Origin of the sequence: Bacillus sp. OV166, from assembly GCF_900177675.1 — a bacterium.
GTDB lineage: Bacteria > Bacillota > Bacilli > Bacillales > Cytobacillaceae > Neobacillus.
The window spans coordinates 469,962-492,926 of sequence record NZ_FXWM01000001.1 but is presented as its reverse complement, the minus strand read 5'-3'; the positions used below and the strand labels follow the sequence as shown (position 1 = coordinate 492,926).

19 protein-coding genes and 1 riboswitch are annotated in these 22,965 nt (G+C 39.7%); all 19 genes read right to left on the bottom strand.

What is annotated here, in order from left to right:
* Positions 1 to 97: 97 nt before the first annotated feature.
* A riboswitch (purine riboswitch) is annotated at positions 98 to 200 on the bottom strand.
* An 87-nt stretch (positions 201 to 287) separates the two neighbouring features.
* The 19 genes from CCK98_RS02440 to esaA all read right to left on the bottom strand — a co-directional run bounded on the left by CCK98_RS02440 (position 288) and on the right by esaA (position 22,810).
* A complete protein-coding gene (locus tag CCK98_RS02440) occupies positions 288 to 2,504 on the bottom strand; it encodes a transglutaminaseTgpA domain-containing protein (RefSeq protein ID WP_088085132.1) in 2,217 nt (738 codons plus the stop codon).
* Positions 2,501 to 3,721 (bottom strand): DUF58 domain-containing protein, encoded by a 1,221-nt coding sequence (locus CCK98_RS02435; protein ID WP_088085131.1) that lies wholly within the window; start codon positions 3,719 to 3,721, stop codon positions 2,501 to 2,503. The genes CCK98_RS02440 and CCK98_RS02435 overlap by 4 nt, the downstream gene beginning before the upstream one ends.
* Before the next feature lies 1 nt (position 3,722).
* Positions 3,723 to 4,664: a MoxR family ATPase gene (locus tag CCK98_RS02430; protein WP_088090259.1), complete on the bottom strand. Its 942-nt coding sequence runs from the start codon at positions 4,662 to 4,664 to the stop codon at positions 3,723 to 3,725.
* Positions 4,665 to 4,800: 136 nt separating this feature from the next.
* Entirely contained in the window at positions 4,801 to 4,959 is a 159-nt protein-coding gene (locus CCK98_RS35100; protein WP_179195688.1) for a hypothetical protein, read from the bottom strand.
* A gap of 67 nt (positions 4,960 to 5,026) precedes the next feature.
* Positions 5,027 to 5,437: a hypothetical protein gene (locus tag CCK98_RS02425; RefSeq protein WP_088085130.1), complete on the bottom strand. Its 411-nt coding sequence runs from the start codon at positions 5,435 to 5,437 to the stop codon at positions 5,027 to 5,029.
* A gap of 52 nt (positions 5,438 to 5,489) precedes the next feature.
* Positions 5,490 to 5,981 (bottom strand): antitoxin YezG family protein, encoded by a 492-nt coding sequence (locus CCK98_RS02420; RefSeq protein WP_256942232.1) that lies wholly within the window; start codon positions 5,979 to 5,981, stop codon positions 5,490 to 5,492.
* A gap of 2 nt (positions 5,982 to 5,983) precedes the next feature.
* Positions 5,984 to 7,783 (bottom strand): DNA/RNA non-specific endonuclease, encoded by a 1,800-nt coding sequence (locus CCK98_RS36025; protein WP_088085129.1) that lies wholly within the window; start codon positions 7,781 to 7,783, stop codon positions 5,984 to 5,986.
* A 171-nt stretch (positions 7,784 to 7,954) separates the two neighbouring features.
* A complete protein-coding gene (locus CCK98_RS02410; protein WP_088085128.1) occupies positions 7,955 to 8,779 on the bottom strand; it encodes a hypothetical protein in 825 nt (274 codons plus the stop codon).
* Between the two features lie 14 nt (positions 8,780 to 8,793).
* Positions 8,794 to 9,258, bottom strand: coding sequence for a hypothetical protein (locus CCK98_RS02405; RefSeq protein WP_088085127.1), 465 nt, complete (start codon positions 9,256 to 9,258; stop codon positions 8,794 to 8,796).
* Positions 9,259 to 9,273: 15 nt separating this feature from the next.
* A complete protein-coding gene (locus tag CCK98_RS02400; RefSeq protein ID WP_142292112.1) occupies positions 9,274 to 11,208 on the bottom strand; it encodes a hypothetical protein in 1,935 nt (644 codons plus the stop codon).
* A 4-nt stretch (positions 11,209 to 11,212) separates the two neighbouring features.
* Positions 11,213 to 11,539, bottom strand: a complete 327-nt coding sequence (locus CCK98_RS02395) for a hypothetical protein (RefSeq protein ID WP_088085125.1) — start codon at positions 11,537 to 11,539, stop codon at positions 11,213 to 11,215.
* Positions 11,532 to 12,242: a DUF5081 family protein gene (locus tag CCK98_RS02390; RefSeq protein WP_256942231.1), complete on the bottom strand. Its 711-nt coding sequence runs from the start codon at positions 12,240 to 12,242 to the stop codon at positions 11,532 to 11,534. The genes CCK98_RS02395 and CCK98_RS02390 overlap by 8 nt, the downstream gene beginning before the upstream one ends.
* A complete protein-coding gene (locus tag CCK98_RS02385) occupies positions 12,239 to 12,538 on the bottom strand; it encodes a WXG100 family type VII secretion target (RefSeq protein WP_088085124.1) in 300 nt (99 codons plus the stop codon). The genes CCK98_RS02390 and CCK98_RS02385 overlap by 4 nt, the downstream gene beginning before the upstream one ends.
* On the bottom strand, positions 12,525 to 12,935 hold the full coding sequence (locus CCK98_RS02380) for a hypothetical protein (RefSeq protein WP_142292111.1): 411 nt from the start codon (positions 12,933 to 12,935) through the stop codon (positions 12,525 to 12,527). Before CCK98_RS02380 ends, CCK98_RS02385 begins: the two co-directional genes overlap by 14 nt.
* Positions 12,922 to 17,460 carry a type VII secretion protein EssC gene (gene essC, locus CCK98_RS02375; protein WP_088085122.1) on the bottom strand — a complete coding sequence of 1,513 codons (4,539 nt, stop codon included), beginning with the start codon at positions 17,458 to 17,460 and terminating at the stop codon, positions 12,922 to 12,924. Before essC ends, CCK98_RS02380 begins: the two co-directional genes overlap by 14 nt.
* Before the next feature lie 11 nt (positions 17,461 to 17,471).
* Positions 17,472 to 18,653, bottom strand: a complete 1,182-nt coding sequence (gene essB, locus CCK98_RS02370) for a type VII secretion protein EssB (RefSeq protein ID WP_088085121.1) — start codon at positions 18,651 to 18,653, stop codon at positions 17,472 to 17,474.
* A 66-nt stretch (positions 18,654 to 18,719) separates the two neighbouring features.
* Positions 18,720 to 18,971, bottom strand: coding sequence for an EsaB/YukD family protein (locus tag CCK98_RS02365; RefSeq protein ID WP_088085120.1), 252 nt, complete (start codon positions 18,969 to 18,971; stop codon positions 18,720 to 18,722).
* Positions 18,972 to 18,984: 13 nt separating this feature from the next.
* Positions 18,985 to 19,497: a type VII secretion protein EssA gene (gene essA / locus CCK98_RS02360; RefSeq protein WP_088085119.1), complete on the bottom strand. Its 513-nt coding sequence runs from the start codon at positions 19,495 to 19,497 to the stop codon at positions 18,985 to 18,987.
* Positions 19,472 to 22,810: a type VII secretion protein EsaA gene (esaA, locus tag CCK98_RS02355; RefSeq protein ID WP_088085118.1), complete on the bottom strand. Its 3,339-nt coding sequence runs from the start codon at positions 22,808 to 22,810 to the stop codon at positions 19,472 to 19,474. The genes essA and esaA overlap by 26 nt, the downstream gene beginning before the upstream one ends.
* Between the last annotated feature and the right edge of the window lie 155 nt (positions 22,811 to 22,965).

Below are 22,965 nucleotides of genomic sequence, written 5' to 3'. Positions count from 1 at the left end.
TTATTAACCTTAACAACAAATGATATAAAAAAAACTAGAATTCTCCCCCCATTAAATATCAGGAAGGCAGAATTCTAGTCTCCTCGAAAAAAAGCTCACAGAAAAATTCCGCCTTCATAGTCAGGTCATTTAACGGTGACCCGGTAGAGACTCTCGATCCGTATTATCGAGGATATATGAAGAAAACGTACATATTTTGAAAAACGCACACCCATTTAGCGAAGTCCACTAATAGCTTGCGCTAGACATTGAATAGTACATATTGTAACAATAGGTCGTTTTTCTGGTCAAGCAATTGTTTTTTTGATTAAATTTTCCCATAATTCATGCGATTCTTCCCAAGTTCCCTTTGGCAGGTTTTGATGATACACATAATTTTCATAAATAGCTGTTAATCGCGACATCTCTCTCGTCGAAAAGAACGAATCAATATAACGGGCATAGTTCCTCAGTGTTTGGTTCTCCTTCCGCTTTAAACCGTAGCGATCGAACTGTTCTAATAAAGCCAGGTAGGCAGCCCCGAAACTTTCGTCCCTTTTCTTGAACCGATAAACCGCTAACAGCAAGTACGGAACCCACTTCCCACGGACCCGATAAAGAATCGTAGATACTCCTGCTAAGAGTATGAATATAAGAACCATCCGCATCCAATTATTTTTCAAAAACAATTTTGAATCAGTCCATATTCTTTTGATATCAGAGAATTGATTCGAATCATTTGACGCCTTCGTATCATCAAGATTTTCCTGCTGAGGCTTTTTCACAGTTGGTGTGCTGGTTTGCGGATTAGATGATGATGTCGCTGCTGATTCATAATTGATGATGATTTCATTTGAAAAGCCCTTTGTTGGCTCAAATGGGACCCAGCCTTGATTTGGAAAAAAGACCTCCACCCAGGAGTGGGCATTATTATTTGTTATTTCATAAACCTGTACCCCTGAAGCCTCATCACTATATTGGAGAAAATCTCCACCCGTAAACCCTTTGACCCAGCGAGTGGGAATCCCCAGTGTTCGAAGCATAACTGCCATGGATGAGGAGAAATTATCACAATAACCCCTTTTTGTATCAAATAAAAACTGATCGACATAATCATCGTTGGTGTCAGGCACCGCAACATTTTTTTGGTCGTATGTGAATTCCGCTTTTCCAAAATAACTCTCCACTGCCTTCGCTTTATCGAACCAATTCGATTTTGAGGCAGTAATTTCTTCTGCTAACTCTTTAACTCTTGGTGGCAGTTCCTCAGGCAGTCGGGTATACTTTTCATAAAATTCAGGGTTGATGCTTGTCGGATCAAAACTAGTTGTTTGCACTAAATCCTTTGCTTTATATTTGGGTGTTTTAAATTCAACTGTAAAGACCTGTGGTATGGTAGGAACTTCATTATTGAACACGCTAATTCTCTCATTGGTTGTATCCATTTCAAATCTATTGCCGTTTGGATCCAGGGGCAGGATTTTTAACACTCTGGTAATTCCAGCAGGATACATAAGGTAATTGTAGTTATATTTCACATTTGTCATGACACGGGCAGTTTCCTTAATGGTCTCCACTGTATTAGGCAATGAATAAACAGGGACGAGGTCTTCCTGACGGAAGGAAATGGGCGTTGTCCCAGATGTTAGCCAGCCTTTTCCTGTGTACACATCCTTCGTTTCCATCTTCCAATAATTTTTTCCGTTCGCTTCATAGTTAAAAACCGGGTTGTTGTCCCCTATAAATGGACCGCCTAATGCCGAATCATTCGTTCCGTAGCCAATTCGATGCACACCACTAAGATTGCGTTCTGGAACTTTATCGTTATTAGCTGTTAAATAGGAAACAGGATCGGGCCATATCGGTTCAGCTTTTGGTGCTGCTATTCCAAGAAAAACACTAAATGCAATCATTACTGCCAGCGGCACCATCCACCTTCGAAAGAAAGCTGGCTCGGTGTTTACATTCTCCCTCTGGATAATCCGGTAAAACGTCAGCATCCCCATCACCGCGAAACCGGCCACCACTGTTCTGACAATTGCCGCTTTTGCGCTATAAGGGGTAAACGTATCCAACACGGTAATATAAATCAATGTCATAAGATAAAAGATAAATATTCGCTTCCGGTTTAAGAGCCAATAATTAATTAAATAGACCATTATCCAAAGCAGGACAAAGAATAATAGTGTCCGGAACTCATTGGATAAGTCGTTCCAGTCCCTTGCAGCGATCAAGCCAATATTATCGATCACATCCGTTAATAAGGACTTAACCCAGCCAAACTGAAAGAACCCTTCATCATAGTGGATGCGGTTGATAGAATATAAGATAAATATCATTTTAATCAGATATTGCCAAATCCATTTTAGATGTAAAAAAGAGAGGCCAAACGAAATAATCAGGAACATAATAAATGTTTCAATATGTTCCGTTTCCGTTAATTGTTCAACTGGACGAAGCCACTCCCATAATAATAGAAAACCAAACGTATATAACAGAAACGATGGATAATCCCTTTTAATCAAAAAAAGTTCACCTCCGAAAAGGCTGCCTTGTGTTCGCCTTCATGAACCATAACAATCCGCACCCCTCGTGCATTGGCCATTGCAATAAGTGATCTTTCGTTTTCTGTTGGGGATACTTTCTCCCCCTTTATTAGAAAAAGCGTAATGGTTCCTCCTTTTCGTTGTCCAAGGAAACTTGCTTTTTCAATCAAGGGTTTAGTTATCTGTGCAGTGACAAGCATAAACGAAACCGTTTGTTGGATAAAAAGACCATCTGTATCTAACACCTTTTCAAAAGGTGAGATACATTTCGCTTCTATTTTTGCTAAATGATAAAAGAGTTGCTGGAGATGCTGTTCTCCTCCTCGGATCGGGAACGATGCTCGATCGCTGCTGATTGTTAAAAGACCAGTCTGGGCTCCTTTTTTCAAAATAGCCCTCAGTAATGAGGCCGTAAAGGATACCAAAGGCTCAAAATGGTTATCTGGTACACAGTCCATGACGACAAAAACATCATGTGATTGCCGCTGCTCAAATTCCTTTGTCATTAGTACGTTTCGTTTCGCAGAGGCTTTCCAGTTAATCCACGAAAATCTGTCACCCGGCTGGTAGTCCCTTACTCCCGTAGCCATTGAAGTATCGCGCTGCACACGTTCCCTTGATGCGGTCAAACCTTGATCATACTGATTTTCAAATGATCGATATAATAGATCTGAATAAGCTGGATAGACAATAATTTTGCCCTCTGAAGTTACCCTTTTTTCTTTTTCGAATAATCCAAGCGGATCACCGATTCTTAAGGTAAAGGACTGAAAAAAATGTTCACCGCGCGGCAGCTCTTCAATGATATATTCATAAGAAAATTCCTTTTTCAATCCCGGTAAAAGAAGTGCCTTTGGTTTCTTTTGCTGATTGGCAAATTTCAAGGAATCATCTAAGTTGTCCTCGACAAGTAAATAAAATAACGGAAAGGATTTTGATCTTTTTACTGTAACTGCCACCCTTAAAGGTTCCCCCGCGTTGTAATCTAATTTTTGCAATGTTCTTGTGACTTCAAGTTCATTTAAGGAGTAGAAGGCTATGGCCACACAATAGATCGCAAAGGGTAAAAAGCTATAAAATAAAAACCAGCTGACAAAACCCCCTTGGAACATCGCGTAAGAAAAGGTTAATAGAATCAAAAAAAGTAACAGGATAAACTTCCACACTTTTTTGATTGGAATCCAGAGCTTTTTCATTCTATTTCACTAACCTTTGGACCGGTACAGGAACTCTTGCAACCACCCGGTTGACTATTTCTTCAGCAGTATTCCCTTCAAACTTTGCCTCTGATTTTAAAATGATCCGATGGGATAAGACAAAACGGGCCAAATATTGAATGTCATCAGGCAGGACATAATCACGTCCAAACATATACGCATAGGCCTGCGCTGCTTTCATTAAGGCAATTGAACCCCTTGGGCTTGCCCCAAGGTAGACGCTGCCGTGGCCCCTTGTGCGATTGACAATGTCGACAATGTAACGCTTAATCGTATCATCGACGAAGACATCTTTAATTTCTTTTTGTAAATCGCGGAGGCCTTCAAGGTCAATCACTAGCGTTAAATCCTCAATCGGCGGGACCCTTTGTGCTCGGTTCAACACTTCCATTTCCTCTTGTAAGTCCGGGTAACCCATTTTCATTTTTAATAAAAAACGGTCAAGTTGTGCCTCAGGAAGCGGGTATGTCCCTTCATATTCGATTGGGTTTTGCGTTGCCATAACGAAAAAGGGCTTGTTCAGTTGATGGGTTATTCCATCAATGGTTACACTCGCTTCCTCCATCCCTTCTAAGAGTGCCGACTGTGTCTTCGGGGATGTCCGGTTAATTTCATCGGCAAGAATGATGTTCCCCATTAACGGACCGGGACGAAATTGAAATTCCATTTCTTTTGGATTATATATGGAGACTCCGGTTACATCGGATGGTAATAGATCGGGTGTGAATTGAATTCTGCGGAAGTTGGCATTCACAGACTTTGCCAGGGCACGAACCATCATCGTTTTCCCGACACCTGGTACGTCTTCTAACAAGACGTGGCCGCCAGCTAACAGGGCAACAAGACTAAGTTCAGCAACGTCTCGTTTTCCAATCATAACCTTTTCAATGTTTACTAGTATTTTTTCGATCACGGGATTCATTTGTTCAAGAGACAAGGTGACTCCTCCTTGGCTGGGTTTATACCTATTTTTGGGCAATCTATTTAAGTATTCTATATACTCCTAAAATATTCCTTTATAAATAAAGCCTACTCCGAAAAAATAGTAGACTCTTAATTTATAAATTCTTTGGATTGATTGCTGTTTTTTCTTTTATGAGTTTCGCAGTGATTTGTTCAGCAATCGCTTCGTCCGCCTGCATATCGTATCTATTCATCCCTAAACTATTAGGAAAAACCTTGGTATCAGGGAATATAAAAATGGATTCAAAGCTCATTTGACTTTGAATCCTTTATTAACGACCCATATTTCCTGATTATATTTATAATGCTATACAGCTCATTTTAAAATATGAGTGGCTTTCTGACTTCAAATAACTGTACATCTTCTTTTGGCACCCATTTTTCATAATAATATTTATCAGTTCTATCTAAACCTAAGGTTTTAGCTATTGAAGAATCGGAAGTACCAACCAGAAATTGATTTTCATTTTCCTTATGCACATTTATCTCTACATTCTTATATTTTCCATACGTTTTAACATTAAAAGCGTTCTTAAGATCTTTTACATTAATAATCTTAAAAAAGATATTGGAAAAATTATCCTTACTAAATCCTTCTTTAATAGATTGAGGATCATTTGTTACTAAATTAAAAGTGTCATCACCATTATCGTATATTTCATATTCGAAATTATTAATTATTGCATAGTCACCAGACTTAAGCATAATTCCACCTCTTATATTATTTACCATACAAAAACCCCTTTTTTAGTTCTAGTTTTAGTAGGAAAGGTATTTTATCCAGCTATTTGTTTGTTTCTTCATATTCTTTCATTCTCACTATTAATTCTAAGTCTTGCACGTTATTATCTTGATTTATATATTTATACTCAAAGTATTTAATTCTTGCAGAAGGACCGAAATCACTATTAGTCCAGTTGATATAATCAAACTTCACATTTAATTTACCGGATTCATTTACTATCATCGTGACCGAAAACCAAGGTTCTTGGTCATTATCAATAAATACCTTTTGAAGTGCATGGGTTAGTTCAAATAATTCATGAAGTGCAGTATTATAGAGTCTCTTATCTACACCATAAAATTTGGGGATAAAATGTGAAAAAACAGCTTTTTCATTATCCACTTTTGGTGTGAAAAAGAAAAAAACTCCTCCTTCTTTCCCCTTCACTTCTCCATTGAAGTAAAAATTACTCCATTCAACCGGAATCATATCATTAATCTTTTGAGCTATTTGTTGATATAATTTATTTAATTTTTGTTCAAAGCTCATCATTGTCAACCTCCTGATTTATTCGCAATCTCACGAATCACTGGGTAATCCCCATCAATCTCGTATTCTACCATAAATGAATCTGGTCGCATTGATGTCTTGGTATAAATGGGTTCAATTTGAACAGACACCTTTTTATGTGGTATTTCTTTCAGTGCATTTGCCCATTCTGTCTCCATCTCATACCAGACTCCACCACGTCTATTAATTTGACTATTTTGAGGTACTAGATTATCAATATCAGCCGGTCCATTAAACTGTGCTCCAATTAAATGACCGCCATCATCATCTGGTAATCTATCCTCTCCCCCGACATTGGCTTGTGCATATTTATTTCTATCAGCCTTTTTTAATACAAGCTCAGGAGCATCAACATCAATAATACGCCCAAGATCGTCAGTAGTGTATTTATAGTTATCATTTGTTATATATTTTATATTCGGCAGGAGTTCTTTTTTTCCATTTTTCCCCTTTATTATATGTTCTCCAAAATCTATCTCTCTAACCTCTTTGACAATGGTATCATTTATTATATTTTTACCATTGTTCTTACCTTTACTTGCAGCAACCTCAAAATTAATTCCATCAATCTTACTAATTATATCTTTTAAAGAATTCTCCACGGCTGGACTTTTTTCTACAGGGAAATACACCTTTTCACCTGTTGAAGTTACCACAAGTCTTTTTGGGAAAGGGACTGTGTTATTTATACCTGTTATAACTGTGTCCGCTAGTCTTCCTACTTCAATTGTATCCTTTGCCAGCTTAATTATCACAACATCAGCTGCATCTTTTATGGCAGCCGAGGCATTCTTCAATCGTGTCATCGATTGTTGACCAGCAGTTTTGATCATGTTATCAATATCAGTGACTCCTTGATGAAGACCCGCTTTAACCCCTGTTCTCAAGCCTAGCTGGCCGAATGAATCTCCCACATGTACGAGGCGTACGGTGCTGCTAAATTTGTTTAAACCGCTCACACCCGGGACAATGTCCAACGGAGCTAATAACCCGCGGAACCAGCGTTCCCCTGTCCCAAGCTCCCGTCCAGAGACCCAATCATTGCCGGAAACAGATGAACTAAGTTCCATTGCACCATAGGCAGCCCCTAAGGCCATGCCTGCTGGAGGACAAATGAGTGTCGCTCCAACAATGACCACTAACGCTCCAATTTGCACCCAAAATTCTTTGTTTTCTTGTTGGTTCCGAATGGATTCATACTCAAAAGCACGTGTATTTAAAACGGCTTGTTGATATTCTTCTTGCGAGAAATCCTGGTCTGGATTAAGTTCTTTCCAAGCATCGTATTCAAGCTTCATTTGATTAGCATAGTAATTATCACCACTAAACAAGTCATCCAAGCTTACTTCCGTTTTAGGTACTTCAAACGATTGAGCAGGACCGTAACCTGCATAGACATATTGAGTCTCTGTCGCCCCGACTCGATTAGTCGTCGTATAGTTGGAAATCGTTAAATCACGCATTTCTTCAACAAACGCATCCATATCTTCATAGAACGGCTGATCAATTGTACGATCGACAATCTCCCCAACCTTCCCGGTAAAGCTATGTAATACCTGAAAATCTTCAAACAATCCTTGGTACCTGCTTTTTTGGCTGGTGTGATGAAAGGATATGACCCCATCACTATCATAGTTCGCGATATTAGACTCAGCATCCTCTAAATTATCATTTAAATCCTTTAGAGTATCGATCATCCCTTTGCTCCAGCGGCCCAGGCCAATTAAATCGCCAATGCCGTCTTTCATCTTATCCCAGTCAGACGGGATATATTTTACATCCATTCGATCATACCCCCAGTTTTGCGATGAACTGTTCGGCAATCTATATTGTAAAGATAAAAGAGATTATAAAAATAGATTCAAAGCTATTTACTTTGAATCCTGACTTTAATCTATCTTGCTTCTCCTTAACTATCAGGAAAAACATAGCTTCTTGTAATAATGATATTAAATTTAACTACTTTTTCGATCATTCATTCGTGCCAATATATTTAATACTTTTATAAAACTCATTTTCACTTCATAATCATTGCCAACGAAACGTACTTCCTCTATCCCCTTGTTGATAGAATGGTTTAATACTTGATACAGACTGTTTATGTCGACGGATGCTGAAAATTCATTTTTATACCCATGCCGCAACGACTCTTTTTTACATTCATCCTGAGTTTCATATATTTTAATAGTATTTTCAATTTGCAGCGGAGAAAACTGATTAAAAATTAGCTCTTCCCCTGTTGTTTCTTTTGCAGGTATGATCCATAATTTTTTTGACCCAAATTTCATTTGATTAAACAGAGTCATAATCTTGTATTCTTGTTTTTCTAAAACAGGCTGGCGCCGCATCGCTAGTAATGAGGTATTTACTAAATCATATACATTGGTGGTCAGCGTATTTTTCCCTTCATCAACAATTAATCCACTGACCCCAGAAAACATCGCATTAAATAAAAAAACCGTTAATTCCTCAATGGCTACTTTCTTATATAATCCAACCTCATCTTTTTTCAAGTTGTAATGGTTCGTATATTCCTTTGCAATCGTTTCCTCAGTAAATAACCAAACGCTCGGAATATCGTTATAGCCTATGCCGCAGAAAATGGGAGCCGTCCCATCCTTGATACTTTCTACTGATGATTCCTTCCTTACCACCGTAAACAAGTCTTTTGTTTTGACGATATCGAAGATAATTTTTTCATAACAGGACTGAAATTGTTCTGACGATTCTTCGTATCTATTTAATAAAGCAATCTTTTCCTGTACAAAACTTTCTGTCATCGATCCAGCCCCCCTTATTCAAAAAGCTCAGTTTCTATTTTAAAACATTCCTCTATAGTAACTTCTCTTCGGATCGTGTTCTTGCTCAGATAATCTTCCTTTACATGAATAAGTTGATATTCATCATCAGATCCTAGTCTTTTCGTATACAGATCTCTATCTTGATAATCGAGATTACACTCTCTGCCTAAATTGGAATCTGCCGTCACAATTTCCATCTCTTTATCATCCTGGAAAATACGAGTAACAAAAAATTCATAATTTTTGTATCGGGCGATAAAATACTCCCGATACAACTCCGAAACCTCTTCCTTTTTTACTTCTTTTTCATGTAAATCTTTATCGTATGCAGACATAGCAGATGTAAAACCAGGTTCTTTTCGGTGCAGAAATAATTTGATGCTCGTTATTTGACCTTTAACCCTTGCTGCAAAGGCCTTATATTTCTTATTATCATAAACAGCAACGCATCTATCCATAATACCCCCACACTTCTAATTATTATTAAAGTCTATTGGTTCAAAACGGCCGTTTTTAAAGATAGCAATTTTCTCCTCTTTGCCATCAACCACCCTATACATTTCAGCACCTTCTTGAATGTTTGCCCGATCATAATCCTTCACTTGCCACTCAGGAACAATCGTTTCATTTCTTCCGCCTAAAAAGCCATTATGTGTACAAGGATATGCATCAGTCGTTGAACCATAAAATTCTGTACCATATGGTATTTGAATCAAATTGTCCGACACATCACTGTATTTAAAGCGGATGACCGCATAAGAATCACCATCATCCGGATATGTTCTAATAACAACCCCATCTTTTTCATACGTATAATCCAACCGTAACGTCTCAAGGGTTTCCTTATAGTCACCTGTTACATGTGCAACATCTTCATACTTTGCTACATAACCGGCAATGGTTTTATATGGCTTTTCTCTCCTTAGATAGTCATCAATGGAGTCTATTGGTACTACCTTACTCATTAAAGTGTCTTCTGATGGTTTTTCTACAGACTCCCGAAGGTAAAAGATTAAATTCATTTCACGATCTGACAATTCTGATACTGGCGTCAGCTTAATGCGTTGAAATTCCTCTACACTGATATTATTTTCCTGTAAAACTTTTAAGATATTTTCTGAGATTCTTTCATCGGCCTGATCTGCCGCCTTAACGCTTCTACTTCCTAGATTAACCCCATCAATCCTGCTCAACACATCTTTGAGCTTATTTTCCACCGCATGGGTATTCTCAACAGGGATTCGAACCTTTCCAACATCACCAGCATCGTCAATCGCCAAGCCCATCCGCCGCGACGGGGTAATGTTTTTCACCTGTGTTATAGCAGAATCTACTAACCTACCTGCTTCCAGTGTATCTTTTGCCAATTTATTTTTCATTACATTTGTCGTATCTAGTATTGCCGCTGAGGCATTCTTCAAACGTGTCACCGATTGCTGGCCGGCTGTTTTTACCATGTTATCAATATGTATAACACCTTGGCGGAAACTTCCTTGAGCACCTGCTTTTAAACCTAATTGTCCAATATTATCTCCTACGCTCGCAAGTCTTACGGTACTGCTGAATTTCGTTAACCCGCTGACACCAGGAACAATATCCAATGGGGCTAATAATCCGCGAAACCATCTTTCCGATGTCCCAAGTTCCCGGCCTGATACCCAATCCTTACCGGAGACAGCAGAACCCAATTCCATTGCGCCATATGCAGCCCCTAAGGCCATGCCTGCCGGAGGACAGATGAGTGTCGCCCCTACAATAACAACTAACGCCCCAATTTGCACCCAAAATTCTTTGTCTTCTTGTTGGTTTCGGATCGATTCGTACTCAAAGGCACGGGTGTTTACAATGGCTTGCTGATATTCCTCTTGTGAAAACTCCTGGTCTGGATTAAGTTCTTTCCAAGCATCGTATTCCAGCTTCATTTGACTTGCATAGAAATTATCTCCGCTGAACAAATCATCGAGACTTACTTCTGTTTTAGGAACTTCAAACGATTGCGCCGGACCGTAGCCTGCATACACGAACTGTGTTTCGGTTGCACCGATACGATTTTCTGTCGTATAGTTAGAAATCGTTAAGTCCCGCATCGCCTCGACAAACGCATCCATTTCTTCATAGAAAGGCTGATCAATTGTGCGGTCAACAATCTCTCCAACCTTCCCGGTAAAGTTGTGTAAAATCTCGAAGTCTTCAAATAATCCTTGGTACCTGCTTTTTTGACCGGTGTGATGAAAGGATATAACCCCATCACTATCAAAGTTCGCGATGTCAGACTCAGCATCCTCTAAATTATCACTTAGATCTTTCAGAGTATCAATCATCCCTTTTCCCCAGCGGCCCAGGCCGATTAAGTCACCAATGCCGTTTTTCATCTTTTCCCAGTCCGACGGGATATATTTAACATCCATCACATCATACCCCCAGTTTTGCGATGATTTGTTCCGCGATTGCTTCGTCTGCCTGCATCATCGTATTTAGGATATCAATCACCAATGCAGCGGCACGGGAGTAATTATCGTATAAATCCATTACCTTCTGATTCGCTTCTGCATATACATCCATTGCTTTTTTGGCTTTTCCTTCTAAGTAATAATCGATGTTCGCCAATTTTTCAATACTCGGTGTGGCATTGGTCTCTAGCTCCGTAATAATCCCCTGTAAAAAGGTGAAAATGGTTGTCATCTCATCCGGATTTATATTAATCAGCAGGCTGGAACCGCCCCCATCAGCTTTAAGCATATGACTTCGCCTCCTTATAAGGGAAATCCATTTCGTCAAATAGGACTTTCAAAAACCAATATTGACTGGCATGATAATATTTTTTATTTACCGTATCGACCATGATTAACTTTTCGTTTTTCGTAAAAATGAGCCACTGCTGATAATAGTGCCAATTATATTGATCTTTATGTTCCTCCTTAAGATGGAAGAATTCTAGATTCATAAACATCTCTTCCGGCTCAAAACTCTCGGTCTCGCGTCTTTCTTGATTAGATAATTCTTTTTTTAAGAACGCTTTTTCAGTTTCAACTGGTTCCCTTACAATCACCGGAAATTGTTCACTTAACATTATTAATAATGTCGCTTTCGAGGTGACGCGTAACTGATAGTGACCTTGTTTTTCCAACTCCACCAGCACAATGACCTCTTCACAATCACGTTCACGGAAGGCAAAGAGAAGATTATTGATCCGTACGTATTTCTTACTTTGATGATAAAATTCAATGGTTTGGATGACCAGTGCTCCAGATTTTGTAATTTTCCCCTCTGGTGTGATGATTTTCTTCTCAATCAGCCGGTCGTGTGCCTCTTTAAATACCTCTTCACCTTTTAATTGGTAAACTTTTTTCTCAGGTAAGCCAAAAAGAACCGTTCCACCAAAAGCTGCCGCTAAAAGGTATAATTCAGCCGCTGAAAACGTATCTGTCGATTGTTCGATCATAAATTCTTCACTTCCCTTACTGAGCCTTCTTGAAGGAAATCATCTACGTAACCATCTAAATTATTTAACGCTTTTGTTTGTTTTGCGACAGCGGACTTCATATCACGATGATACTTTTGAATAATTTCCAGATAACTTAAAAAGGAATCTCTAGATTTCCCGCTCCATTCAGCTGAATGAAGGTAAGATATTAGTTGCTCACAAGATTCATAGGTTTGTTCAATCGATTGCTCTAATGCCTTCGCCGCGGCCTTCGCTTCATTTACTTTATCCCCGTCAATTCTAACGCTCCCCACTGATCAATCGCTCCAATCTCTCCTGTAGCTCTTTCAATTCCTTTTCTCTCCTTACTCTTTCCGCTTCCGCCTCTTTAATGGCCAAATTTTTATAATGGACATATCGTTCATATGCCTTATTTTTCGCGGCAGCCAGGGAACTCCGCTTTTCCTGATCTGCCTGAAAACACTGCTTTAACTTGTCCGTTAGTTCTTCCCTGCTCATTTCAAAATCATTTGAAGGTATTTTTGAATTAGATAGATTCGGAATAGCACCTAGATATGAACTGTAGGCTGCATTTGCTTCCGATACCTTATGATCATGTTCTGAAATGGCACTCTTGAGTTTTTCATACAGCTCGTAATACTCATCTCTTTTTCTCTCCGTATCGCTTTTAAACCAATCAAACACCGACATTCACTTCCTCTCTTTTTAGGTAAGGGGCAGCAATTTTGATTTTTTCTGCTTTGCCCTGTCTAATGTAGTAGGCTTCATAAGGAAGTAAATTTGGCTCTTTATATGGTCTTGTTAGAACCTCAAGAATGTTTTGCTCCGTTATTCTTCCAATTAAGACGCCCGTCTTTTGTTTCTTCATTGTTGTGGCGATATCATCGTATTGTCTTTCTAACGCACCATAGACAGCACCAATTACAAAATAAATTCCTGCTCTCGCTCCTGTTTCGATAAGATTGGCTAGAGTCGATTGGCTAGTAAACGACATGGATTCAATAATGAATGATACATCAGTGATGAAGACAATCATTGGACGAATCTCCTTCAGAAAATCATTCCTTGTCGCTTTGCTGCTGGTAGCCGTTTGCACTTGACGGAAGGCATCTTCCCTTGTTTCAAATAGTTGCTGCAGACGCTCCACCAAGACATCCATGGTTTCGGCATGGTCCGCATAAAGATTTACATTTTCCTTATACACTCTAAACCTTGAAGAAACATTATCGATTAAACCCACATCAATATGGTGATTAACAGAGATACTGGAAATCAGTGTTAGATACGTTTGTTCAACAGCATCCATGCGATCACTTAAGATTAATGTGTTTTGGTCATCCATGACAGTTAACTCCATTGGCTCTACATTTTCAAAATCAACGGCAAAAGGGATCCCGCCATTCTTCACTATCGCTTTCGTCGCTTGTTTGTCAATAAAAGAAGCAAACTCAATGACATCTGGAACCATTGGAATTGGTAATGGCAACTCCCCGTGCCAAGCTTTCCGCATTTCTTCACTCTCTTCTTGAATCCGATTAATAATGGTCAGCGTGTCTTTACCTTCGACAGGCAGAGCCGTTTGAAACAAGGTTGGCTGCTCTAATTTAATTAAGCCGCGTCCTGGAACTTCTTCAATCGTTAACTCTGTTCTTCCGACAATATTCCGCGGCTCCATACTATCAATCATAAACAACGAAATTTGATGCTTAATATTTGCCAGAACCGGTGCCCGCATGGCACTTTGCCGCCCCGCACTGATCACCATATGGATTCCTGTACTGACACCTTCCCGTGCAATCTGTGCCGCTATTCTCTCAAAATCGTCCCTATAGGCAGCATCGACGATGGAATCAAATGTATCGATAAGTAATACAATGACGGGGACTTCTTCCCCACTCGCCTGTTCATACATTTGAATATTTGCCACACCATACCTGCTTAATTTTTGTTTTCGCTCTTTTAACTCATTTTGCAGGCGGCGGAAAAGCTTTCCTAGTTTGATTTCCTCATCTACCATAATCGTATCGGCTGTATGCGGCAATTCCCGCAATGGCAGCAAACCATTCGTCCCGAGGTCGATCAAATAGAAATGGACTCTCTCCGGACTGTGCTGTCGAGCGATATCCATGGCCACACTTTGTAAAAAGGTAGACTTCCCATACCCAGGACTCGCAAACACAGAAAGATGGCCATCTTTAGAAAGGTCCAAGGTCAGTGGTTTTTGTGCTTGCCTTTCAGGCAGATCTAGAAAACCGAATGTCACTTCTAACGATCTCTTCTTTTGATCCCAAGCTTTTGTGTAGTTCACTTCATTTAAATCAGGAAGGAAAATCCGCTCCTCTAATGGCGGCAGCCATGGTCTTTGAAGTTCAGCAATCCTTTTTTCCGTTGCATAGGCTTGAATATACTCAACAACCGCATCCAGTTCTGTTGGAACTTTTTTAATGTCTTTCTTATTTGATAGTCCACTTAAATCATGCGAGAGGATGTCATATTGGCCAAGTTCATTAATGGCGTAAATCGTTGTGTCCAGTAAGTCTTGTTCGTTTTTATCAGGAATATAATCAGCCCCGCTCCAGGCACTTTGAAATAGTTCATAAATTTCATTGTTGCCGACCTGTAAATAGGCACGACCAGGAAGTGTGATATTCGCCGCATCCGGCGTTTTCAAGATCTCTGTCGAATCGCTGGCGTTTTGAACTTTGAGTGCCAGCTTGAATTTAGAGTTGGACCATATTTGGTCATCCACCACACCACTCGGTTTTTGTGTAGCCAGAATCAAATGTATCCCAAGGGAACGTCCAATACGGGCTGTCGAAACAAGTTCCTTCATAAATTCGGGCTGCTCAGATTTGAGCTCGGCGAATTCATCTGATATTAAAAATAAATGAGGCATCGGCACTCTAGCCTCACCTGATTTATACAGTTTTTGATATTGATTGATGTGGTTGACATCATGTTCGCCAAATAACCGCTGGCGCTTTTGTAATTCTGCTTTAATCGATGCAAGAGCCCGCATCGATTGCGTACCGTCCAAATTTGTAATTGTTCCTAATAAATGCGGGAGATTTTTAAATAAATTTGCCATCCCTCCGCCTTTATAATCAATGAGCAGAAAAGAAGCTTCATGCGGATGAAAGTTTACTGCAAGCGAGAGAATATATGACTGAATAATTTCTGATTTTCCAGAGCCAGTCGTCCCAGCCACTAAACCATGTGGTCCATGTGCTTTTTCATGGAGGTTCAAATGGACAAGATCTTCTTTCCCACGCATTCCCAGAGGAACAGCCAGGCTTTTATAGGTTTCATTTTGTGTCCATCGCCCATCAATACCGAGCTCCTCCACTTTCTCTACACCATACATTTCGAGAAAGGTCACGCTTTCTGGAATCGAATTTTTTAAATTTTGCAGGTGATTAAGCGATGCCAATGCCCGTGAAAAATCTTCTTTATGAAAGCCTTCCGAAAATCGATCCGGTGTGAATCGTCGATTGACCAATTCACCTTTCTCAAGGATCATCATTCCGGTTGTGGCATCACGAATATCAATAACCGTTTTCACTTGTTCCGGAAGAGACTGCATGACATCCTGTACGAATACAAGGGAAACACCTAATTCACTCGGGTCTTCATTAAAGTATTCCATCACGGAATGATCCAATATCATTTTTTCATCGGTTATTAACACAACAAAATGAGGAGTGAAATGAATTTTCTCACTTTTATTACTCTTCTCATTGGTAGCAAGCTTGCGTTCTTTTAATATCTGATAAAGGGAGTTAAGGACCTGATCACGAGAACGTTCGTGATAAACAAATCCCCTTACGTTTAGTTCTCGTAAACTAGCATGCGGGAGCCAGCGCATCCATTCCCATTTCCCTTTTTCCGCTTCAGGAAAGATCGTGACAAACTGAACATCATGGTAACTGTGAAATAAAGCAGCCTGCATCACCAGCATTTGTAACTGTTCCAGCACAAGCGGACGCTGTCCAATGTACCCCACAGGTCCATTCATTAATGATGTCGCTGCCGGTACATCTTCTAATGTGAGATACTGAGCCCGAAGATTGCGGGCTGCATCCACCAGTTCATCCTTATCAAGGGTAAACTCCTCGATATTGAATTCGACCTCAAAGCTCGAATCAACCCTCCCTAATCCAACACGATACATAAGGAAGTCATGATGCAAGCTGGTTTTTTCATAAATTCGGGGATCAACCTTCATTGCCATCACACCCAATTGCTCCACATCTGGAAAGTGATAATAGAGGGCATGCCGCTGTTCTTCACTAGCTTGATATAATTGCTGTGTTTTCTGTTTCAAGTACTCGCGGTAGCTTATATCCCGCTCTTTTATATCTAGGCGGTATTGCTTCAGACTTTTTAGATAGGATGTGATTGAAAAAATGACCGTCGTTACTGTCATAGCAAGCATAATGATGATATAAAGCCCATTCGACAGAAACAATGAGACCATGATCATCGCTGCAATCATCACAAGCGGCGGAACAATCACCCGTGCCAGCTGTTCACTCGGTTTTCCAGGTTTATTAGAGGGTTTAGCAATTTTCCGTTTTTCCTCTGGCTCACGGTATATAATCCTTGGTGAACGATGATAATCAGGGTAATGACTGCCGAAATCATGGTGAACGTCAAATAAACGAACTAATTTCGTTGTTATGATGGAGTCGACTCCTAGAATTTCAAGGTCCTCCTGACCAATCTTTATCATCATCCCGTCAAAAAAAAGCTGGTCTCCTGGTTCTAGCAGCACCACACCCGTTGTCCGAACATAATTGTGGTAAATTTGACCTTCAAAGATTTCAAGTTTAAAAGGATCGCCCAAATGCTCGCGAATCAGTACAAAATCGAGGGCAGCGTTCTCGATTCTTACATCATCGTAATCATTAGCACCAAAAGTAATACTATAGTTTTCTGTTGTATCGTATACACACCGCTCCGCTTCTTCCTTGATATAAACCTGGAACGGCTCGTCATGAGTGTTTAATGTAAGGCATTCGTTAACCTGCAGCTGCTGATTACCGATTGTGCATGCAGCTCCATCCCACATAATGGACAATCCTGGATTTAAATCGAGAAAGGTAATCGTGTTGGAACGATCATTTCCGACTGTTATTGTTTTTGGTTCATTTATTGTTAAATGGCATTTGTGCAAATGATCTTTATAGCTCAGCAGTAATAATCGTTGTGCCATCTTTCTCTCCCTCAGTTCTGCTGGTTTAGGATGGAGTCCAGACCATATTTATCAGCGTATGTATTATATTGTTCTTGATATTTTTGAACCTTCTTTTCACGCTCTGTCCCACTTAAGTCAGGGTCATTTTTCGCCTGTTCGATTTGTTTGATTAGTCCATACATGATTAATTGAGGATCATCAATATACTTGGCAAGGTCGATCGTTCTGGCAAAATCGCCCCGGCCATTGTAAATCCAATACAACAAATAATTAGGATCACTTTTTATACTAATATTTTTCAAGATGACCTCTTTCTGATCTTCCGAAAGCTTCTCAGTTTTAATGAAAGAATAAGCAAGAACATACTTACTAGTATCTGGTAATTCTTCAGGTGTTTGGTCTTCTAAATCATTAATGACGTCCCCATAATCTAAGGATAAGAAATGACGATCTGCTTCGAGGAGATCTTCCTGAAAAGGTGTTTTTACAAAACTCAGATAGACGAGCGGCACGGCCAATATAACGGCAAGAGCAATCATAGTAAAAGTTAATTGTTTAAACAGGCGAAATCGCTTTGCAGGTACATGTACCATGGTTTTTCCCAGCTCTATTTTTTCCTTTATGTACTGTTCTTCCAAAAACTTGATTAATGCATCGAAATCATCTAGTTCACCCACTTGACGTTCAAATGGAGTATCCTTGGCATTTTTCAATGAACCAGAATAGAGCTCGTCAAAGGTATACATTTTTGAAAATAAGGCGACGATTAAACATTTATATTGGAGTAATAATTTTTCTTCGTTCAGCTCATGTGGGGGAATCAACTCCCGGATACCGCGAAACACGATAGATGGTAAAAGATTATCATCAAAAATCAGATTGTTGGGATGTAAGAAGAAGGTCATGCGCGTGGTTAGGATTTTTTTGAATCGAGCTAGATTGTACAACAGGCGTAGTTTATCTTTCCTGTTTAGCTTTTGTACATCTTCCCATGTGTTAGCCCTTGGGTCGACTTCAAAAGAGAAGGTAAACATATCGTCTCCTTCTTCAACCATTGCGGGTACGAATAAGTCTGAGTCGTTATTGATTAAAGCCAATTGGCGAACATCTTTTACTCGTGTTTGTGATTTCGGCAAGTTCAGCTGCCAGCTATTGTTAAGAATGAGAAACTTGTATGTGATTGACTCCCATTGGATGCTTATTTCATTCATGAGTTCTGACTCCTTCCTGCGAAACAGGCGCCATCTTCAGAAAGATTAGTGCCTGTTTCTATATACTTATAAAACTAGTAAAAGGTCTCCATTGGTTACCGGGTAATCGATAAGCCGATCGTCATCTGCTAATAAGAGATTTTTATTGGAAAGCTTTACTGCAAACAGAGGTGCCATTGTAAGATCAAGATTTAAGGTTTCTGCCAAATTCACCAGCAGTTGATTAATCGGTTGGTGCGCAGGAATTCTTACGTCATACTGCCCTTTGCCCCATCTGCTAAAATCAACGGTCACGTTAACATGTGTTTGACTAGGCATGGTGGCCCCTCCTTTACCCAAGCGTTTTTCTCATCATAGTAAAGATCCCGCCGCAGCCAATCACGACCATCCCTAAGAACGTCGTGATTGTTTTGCTGTTAAAAAAACCACCTTGTTGATCCTCAGGCTCGTTCTCGGAGGGAGCTGCAGTAAATTGAACTGTATAATTACTCGAAAACAGTACCTTTTCGGTATGTTTCAGGGTAATATCGGGCTTACTCGGCGAAACAAAAAGCCCTCGTTGTAAATCTGACGTGGATTGTTCCATTTCTATTTGTTTCGTTTTGAGGGCAGCCTGCGTTTGTTCCTTAAACAGGTTCGGCGCCAACTTTTCCAATTCCGTTTCTTGATAGTCTTGAGTTTCTAAGTTCTCTCTTTCAACTGAATCTTGGCCAATCCTTTCCGTTTGCAATCGAATTTTCCCGCTATGATCAAGGGTTTCATCCGCCAAAGGCTGGAGTGAAAACATAAAAAGGAATCCTGTAAAAACAGTGATAACACTACAGAGCTTCATTAATTCCTTCATGATTAACCTCCTCGCTTTTAGCCGAACGATTAAAGACAAACAAATGACCGGCAAGGCTGACAACCATCAGGGCTGCTAAGCCAAAAATAATCCACTTCGTATCAGCTGCTCCACTTCCAAACTTCATTAATAACGTCTCAATGTATTGCAAAGGTGAGTAGTCTCTTAATGTAGCAGCGGCAGAAAATTGATCAAAGTGACGTCCAAGTGCCTCGGTTAGGAATAAATAGAGGCTCAAAATCACCAAAAGGATAAACATACCTGCCATTTTCAACTGCCGTAATAAATAAGCTGACACCATCAGCAATGTGACCATAATCAACGTGATTAAACCGATCCATTGCAGGGATTTCCATTCACTCATTTGCAGTAAATAGGCTGACAGCAGTCCGATCACGATCCCCTCAACCAGACCAATACTCACAGTCATAATTGTGAGCGGTATATTCTTGCCAACAATTGTTTGTTCTCCCGCAAATGTGTCTTCTTGCAGACGTTTTCGCTCATGATTAGAGAGAACATAGGCGGTAAATAAGGCGACAATAAAACAGATCAAGACAACAAAGTAAGGTGTAAAGGTATCACCTGCAGCGATAACCCCAGCATTCTTGGTTTGGACCGGATTTGAAAGAAAGCTTAACAAATCTTCATTTGGCCGCTCACCTATGCGGCTATTGGCTAGCACCCCGGCGAAATTGTCAGCAAAGTTTTGGTCCTCTGCCAATTTAGTTGTTAAATTACTCGAAAGGTTCCCTGCTTGTTGTACTAAAGTCGTTCCACTGGCTTGAATTTCCTTCGCTTGACGATCGATTGCATCGAAGGTTTGATAAACCGAATCAGCGGAAGTTAAATTAGATTTCGACTGGTCCGCTAGGGACTGACTTGCAGCAAGCAGCGAGTTAAATTCATTTCCTATCGATAGAACTGCCTGTTGTTCTTCGTCCCCATTCAGCAAAACTTTTGCTTGTTCAGTTTGTAAATTGAGACTTGCTTCGCGCCATGCTCCCAAATCTTTTAACGTCTCAGAAAGGTTTGTATTTAAAGTTTCTGCTTGTACTGTTGTTTCGTTAATACGCTCCGACATTTGGGCCGCATCTTGATTGGCATTGTCAACCAGCAGCATATATTCATCTATTTTGCCTTTTACATCTTCTGTCTGTTCCCGTATTTCCTCTGTTATTTGTTCAGCAATATAAGATGCTAACACATCGACAATGTCTTGCTTATTAAATAAATAATATAGTGAATCCCCATCTGCCATATCCGTCAGATTGGTTTGATTCAAATCATTTACTAGGTCCTGACGATTAAATTGATCTATACCAATGCCAAAGTATAAATTATACAGAGCCAATAACTTATGGAAATCACTGACGGTATCGCTGGAAGCATTGATCAGAACACTTGTCGAATCCCCGGTAAGAGGTGACATCACTTGGCGGGTAATATGGTTATTTAAGATTTCCAATTTCTCAATAATGCTTTTGTTGTCATTGTCACTTGGTTGAGTCAATTCTTGATTTTCTACCGTCTTTTCGTTCGTCGTATCATTCGGACTTTTGCCCATTTCTTCAACTGTTATGGGCTGATTACTTTCATAGGACGATACGGATGGCTCGGTTTTCTTTTTAATTTCAGCTGAAGTTCCTTCTTCCATTCCTGGCAGTTCTGGATGATCTACATCGGTTATATCCTTCTGATCGAGTTCCCAACTCCATGTAATCGGCTGGAAAACATCAAGGATTGCATCCATGTTTTGAAGTCTCACATCAACTTTTACAGTGAATTGTCCTTCATCTGTTGAAGGCAGTTTAATTTTTTGGTACGGAAGAAATGACTCAGTATAATCCATTTCTTGACTATTTGGTAAAGATAATAAAACTCTCTCAATCTCAAATTCTTTTGGAATCGATAGAGCAAGTTCCTGCCCATTCTTTTTATTTTTCTGCAGGTTTACGGTATCTGTCAGAGTTACCCCCTTTGTCATCAAATCACTTTTGACTTGTTTTACTTTTTCAGACAAAGGAATCCCATTTGCATCACGATTAGGGGTATAACCAAACTCTTGATTGTATTTATTGGTGACAGCTATGACATTTTTTAGCTGGGTGATGGTTTGATCACTTAGACCTAGGCCGTCTAAATCATTCCTATCAAGTGTTGGCAGCAGATCAATTTGCTTTTGTAATGTATCCCGTGCATTTTTATCTGGAGCAGCAAACATATGACTTAAGGAAACATTTTTCTCTTGACCTGAACTATGTTTTATTTCGTTCTTAAGCTTATCGGCAATTAATTGCTCCATATCTGATGCCAATTTGTCCGACAGCTCTGCATTCATTTGATCCATTTTATCCTTCGTGTCCTTCAGGTACGCTTGAAGGGCGGCTGATTCGGTTAAAATAGTCGCCGACTGATTACCATTCTGGTGGAACTGGTCATTGATAGCCTTATTAGCTGACGTTAAATAATCTAATTGCTGCATGACATCGCCATGATTTATTTCACGATCTAACATGTTAAGCTGGCCAGAGAAACCCTTTGTTAAAAGACCATTTGCCACTTTCAGTTTTGTAAAATCCACTAAGCTGGATTGGTAGGTATGGCTTGCGGTTACATCCTCACCCAGGCTAGTTTCAAACCCCTTTAATAGGTCCTGTAAGCCGGTAAAGCTCTCTCTCGATATCTTTGTGTTACTCTCAACAGCTCCAAACTGAGCGGTGTAACCGGATATGGGACGATGGATCGATTGATTATAGAAGTTCGTATATACTTGCTCCTTGTTTACCAATGTACCAATATTGTCCTGAGCATCATGTAAATTGCCAATGACACTAGCAAAATAGACATCAATAATTTGGCGATTAAAATCTCCTAAGATAGTGCTCGCCGTTTTCTCGGCTTTTGCTTTTATATTGCTGTTATCTGAAGCATTAATTTTGTAGTTCAATACTACCTGTTCTGGTGATTTCGAATCAATTGATAATGCCTTTTCTGTAAAATCATTCGGAATGACAATCATCATGTTGTAGACATTCCGCGCAAGGCCGCTTTCAGCCACTCCACGACTGACAACATACCAGTCATGTGTATCATCTTTCTCAATATTCTTGATAAATTCAGCACCGAATTCATAGTTCTTATCATTAAAACTTGCACCTTGATCTTCATTAACCAATGCTACGGTCATTTTCTGCTCATCTGTGTTGGCTTTGCTATTTGAACCTTGATTCAATGCCAGATAAGAGATGCCTGAAGATAGCGCAAGGATCAGCACTAGAAATAACAAGACACCCCGCTCAACCCTTTTCATCCACTCAACCCCTGAAATTTTTAGTATGTAATAAAGAAATGATTTCTATTTTTATATAAAAACATTTTAATATGTTGGGAGACTTTTTTAGTTGCCTGCTAGCTGCAAACAAAGAATAAAAGCCACACAACAATTGTCGCGTGGCTTTTGGTTTT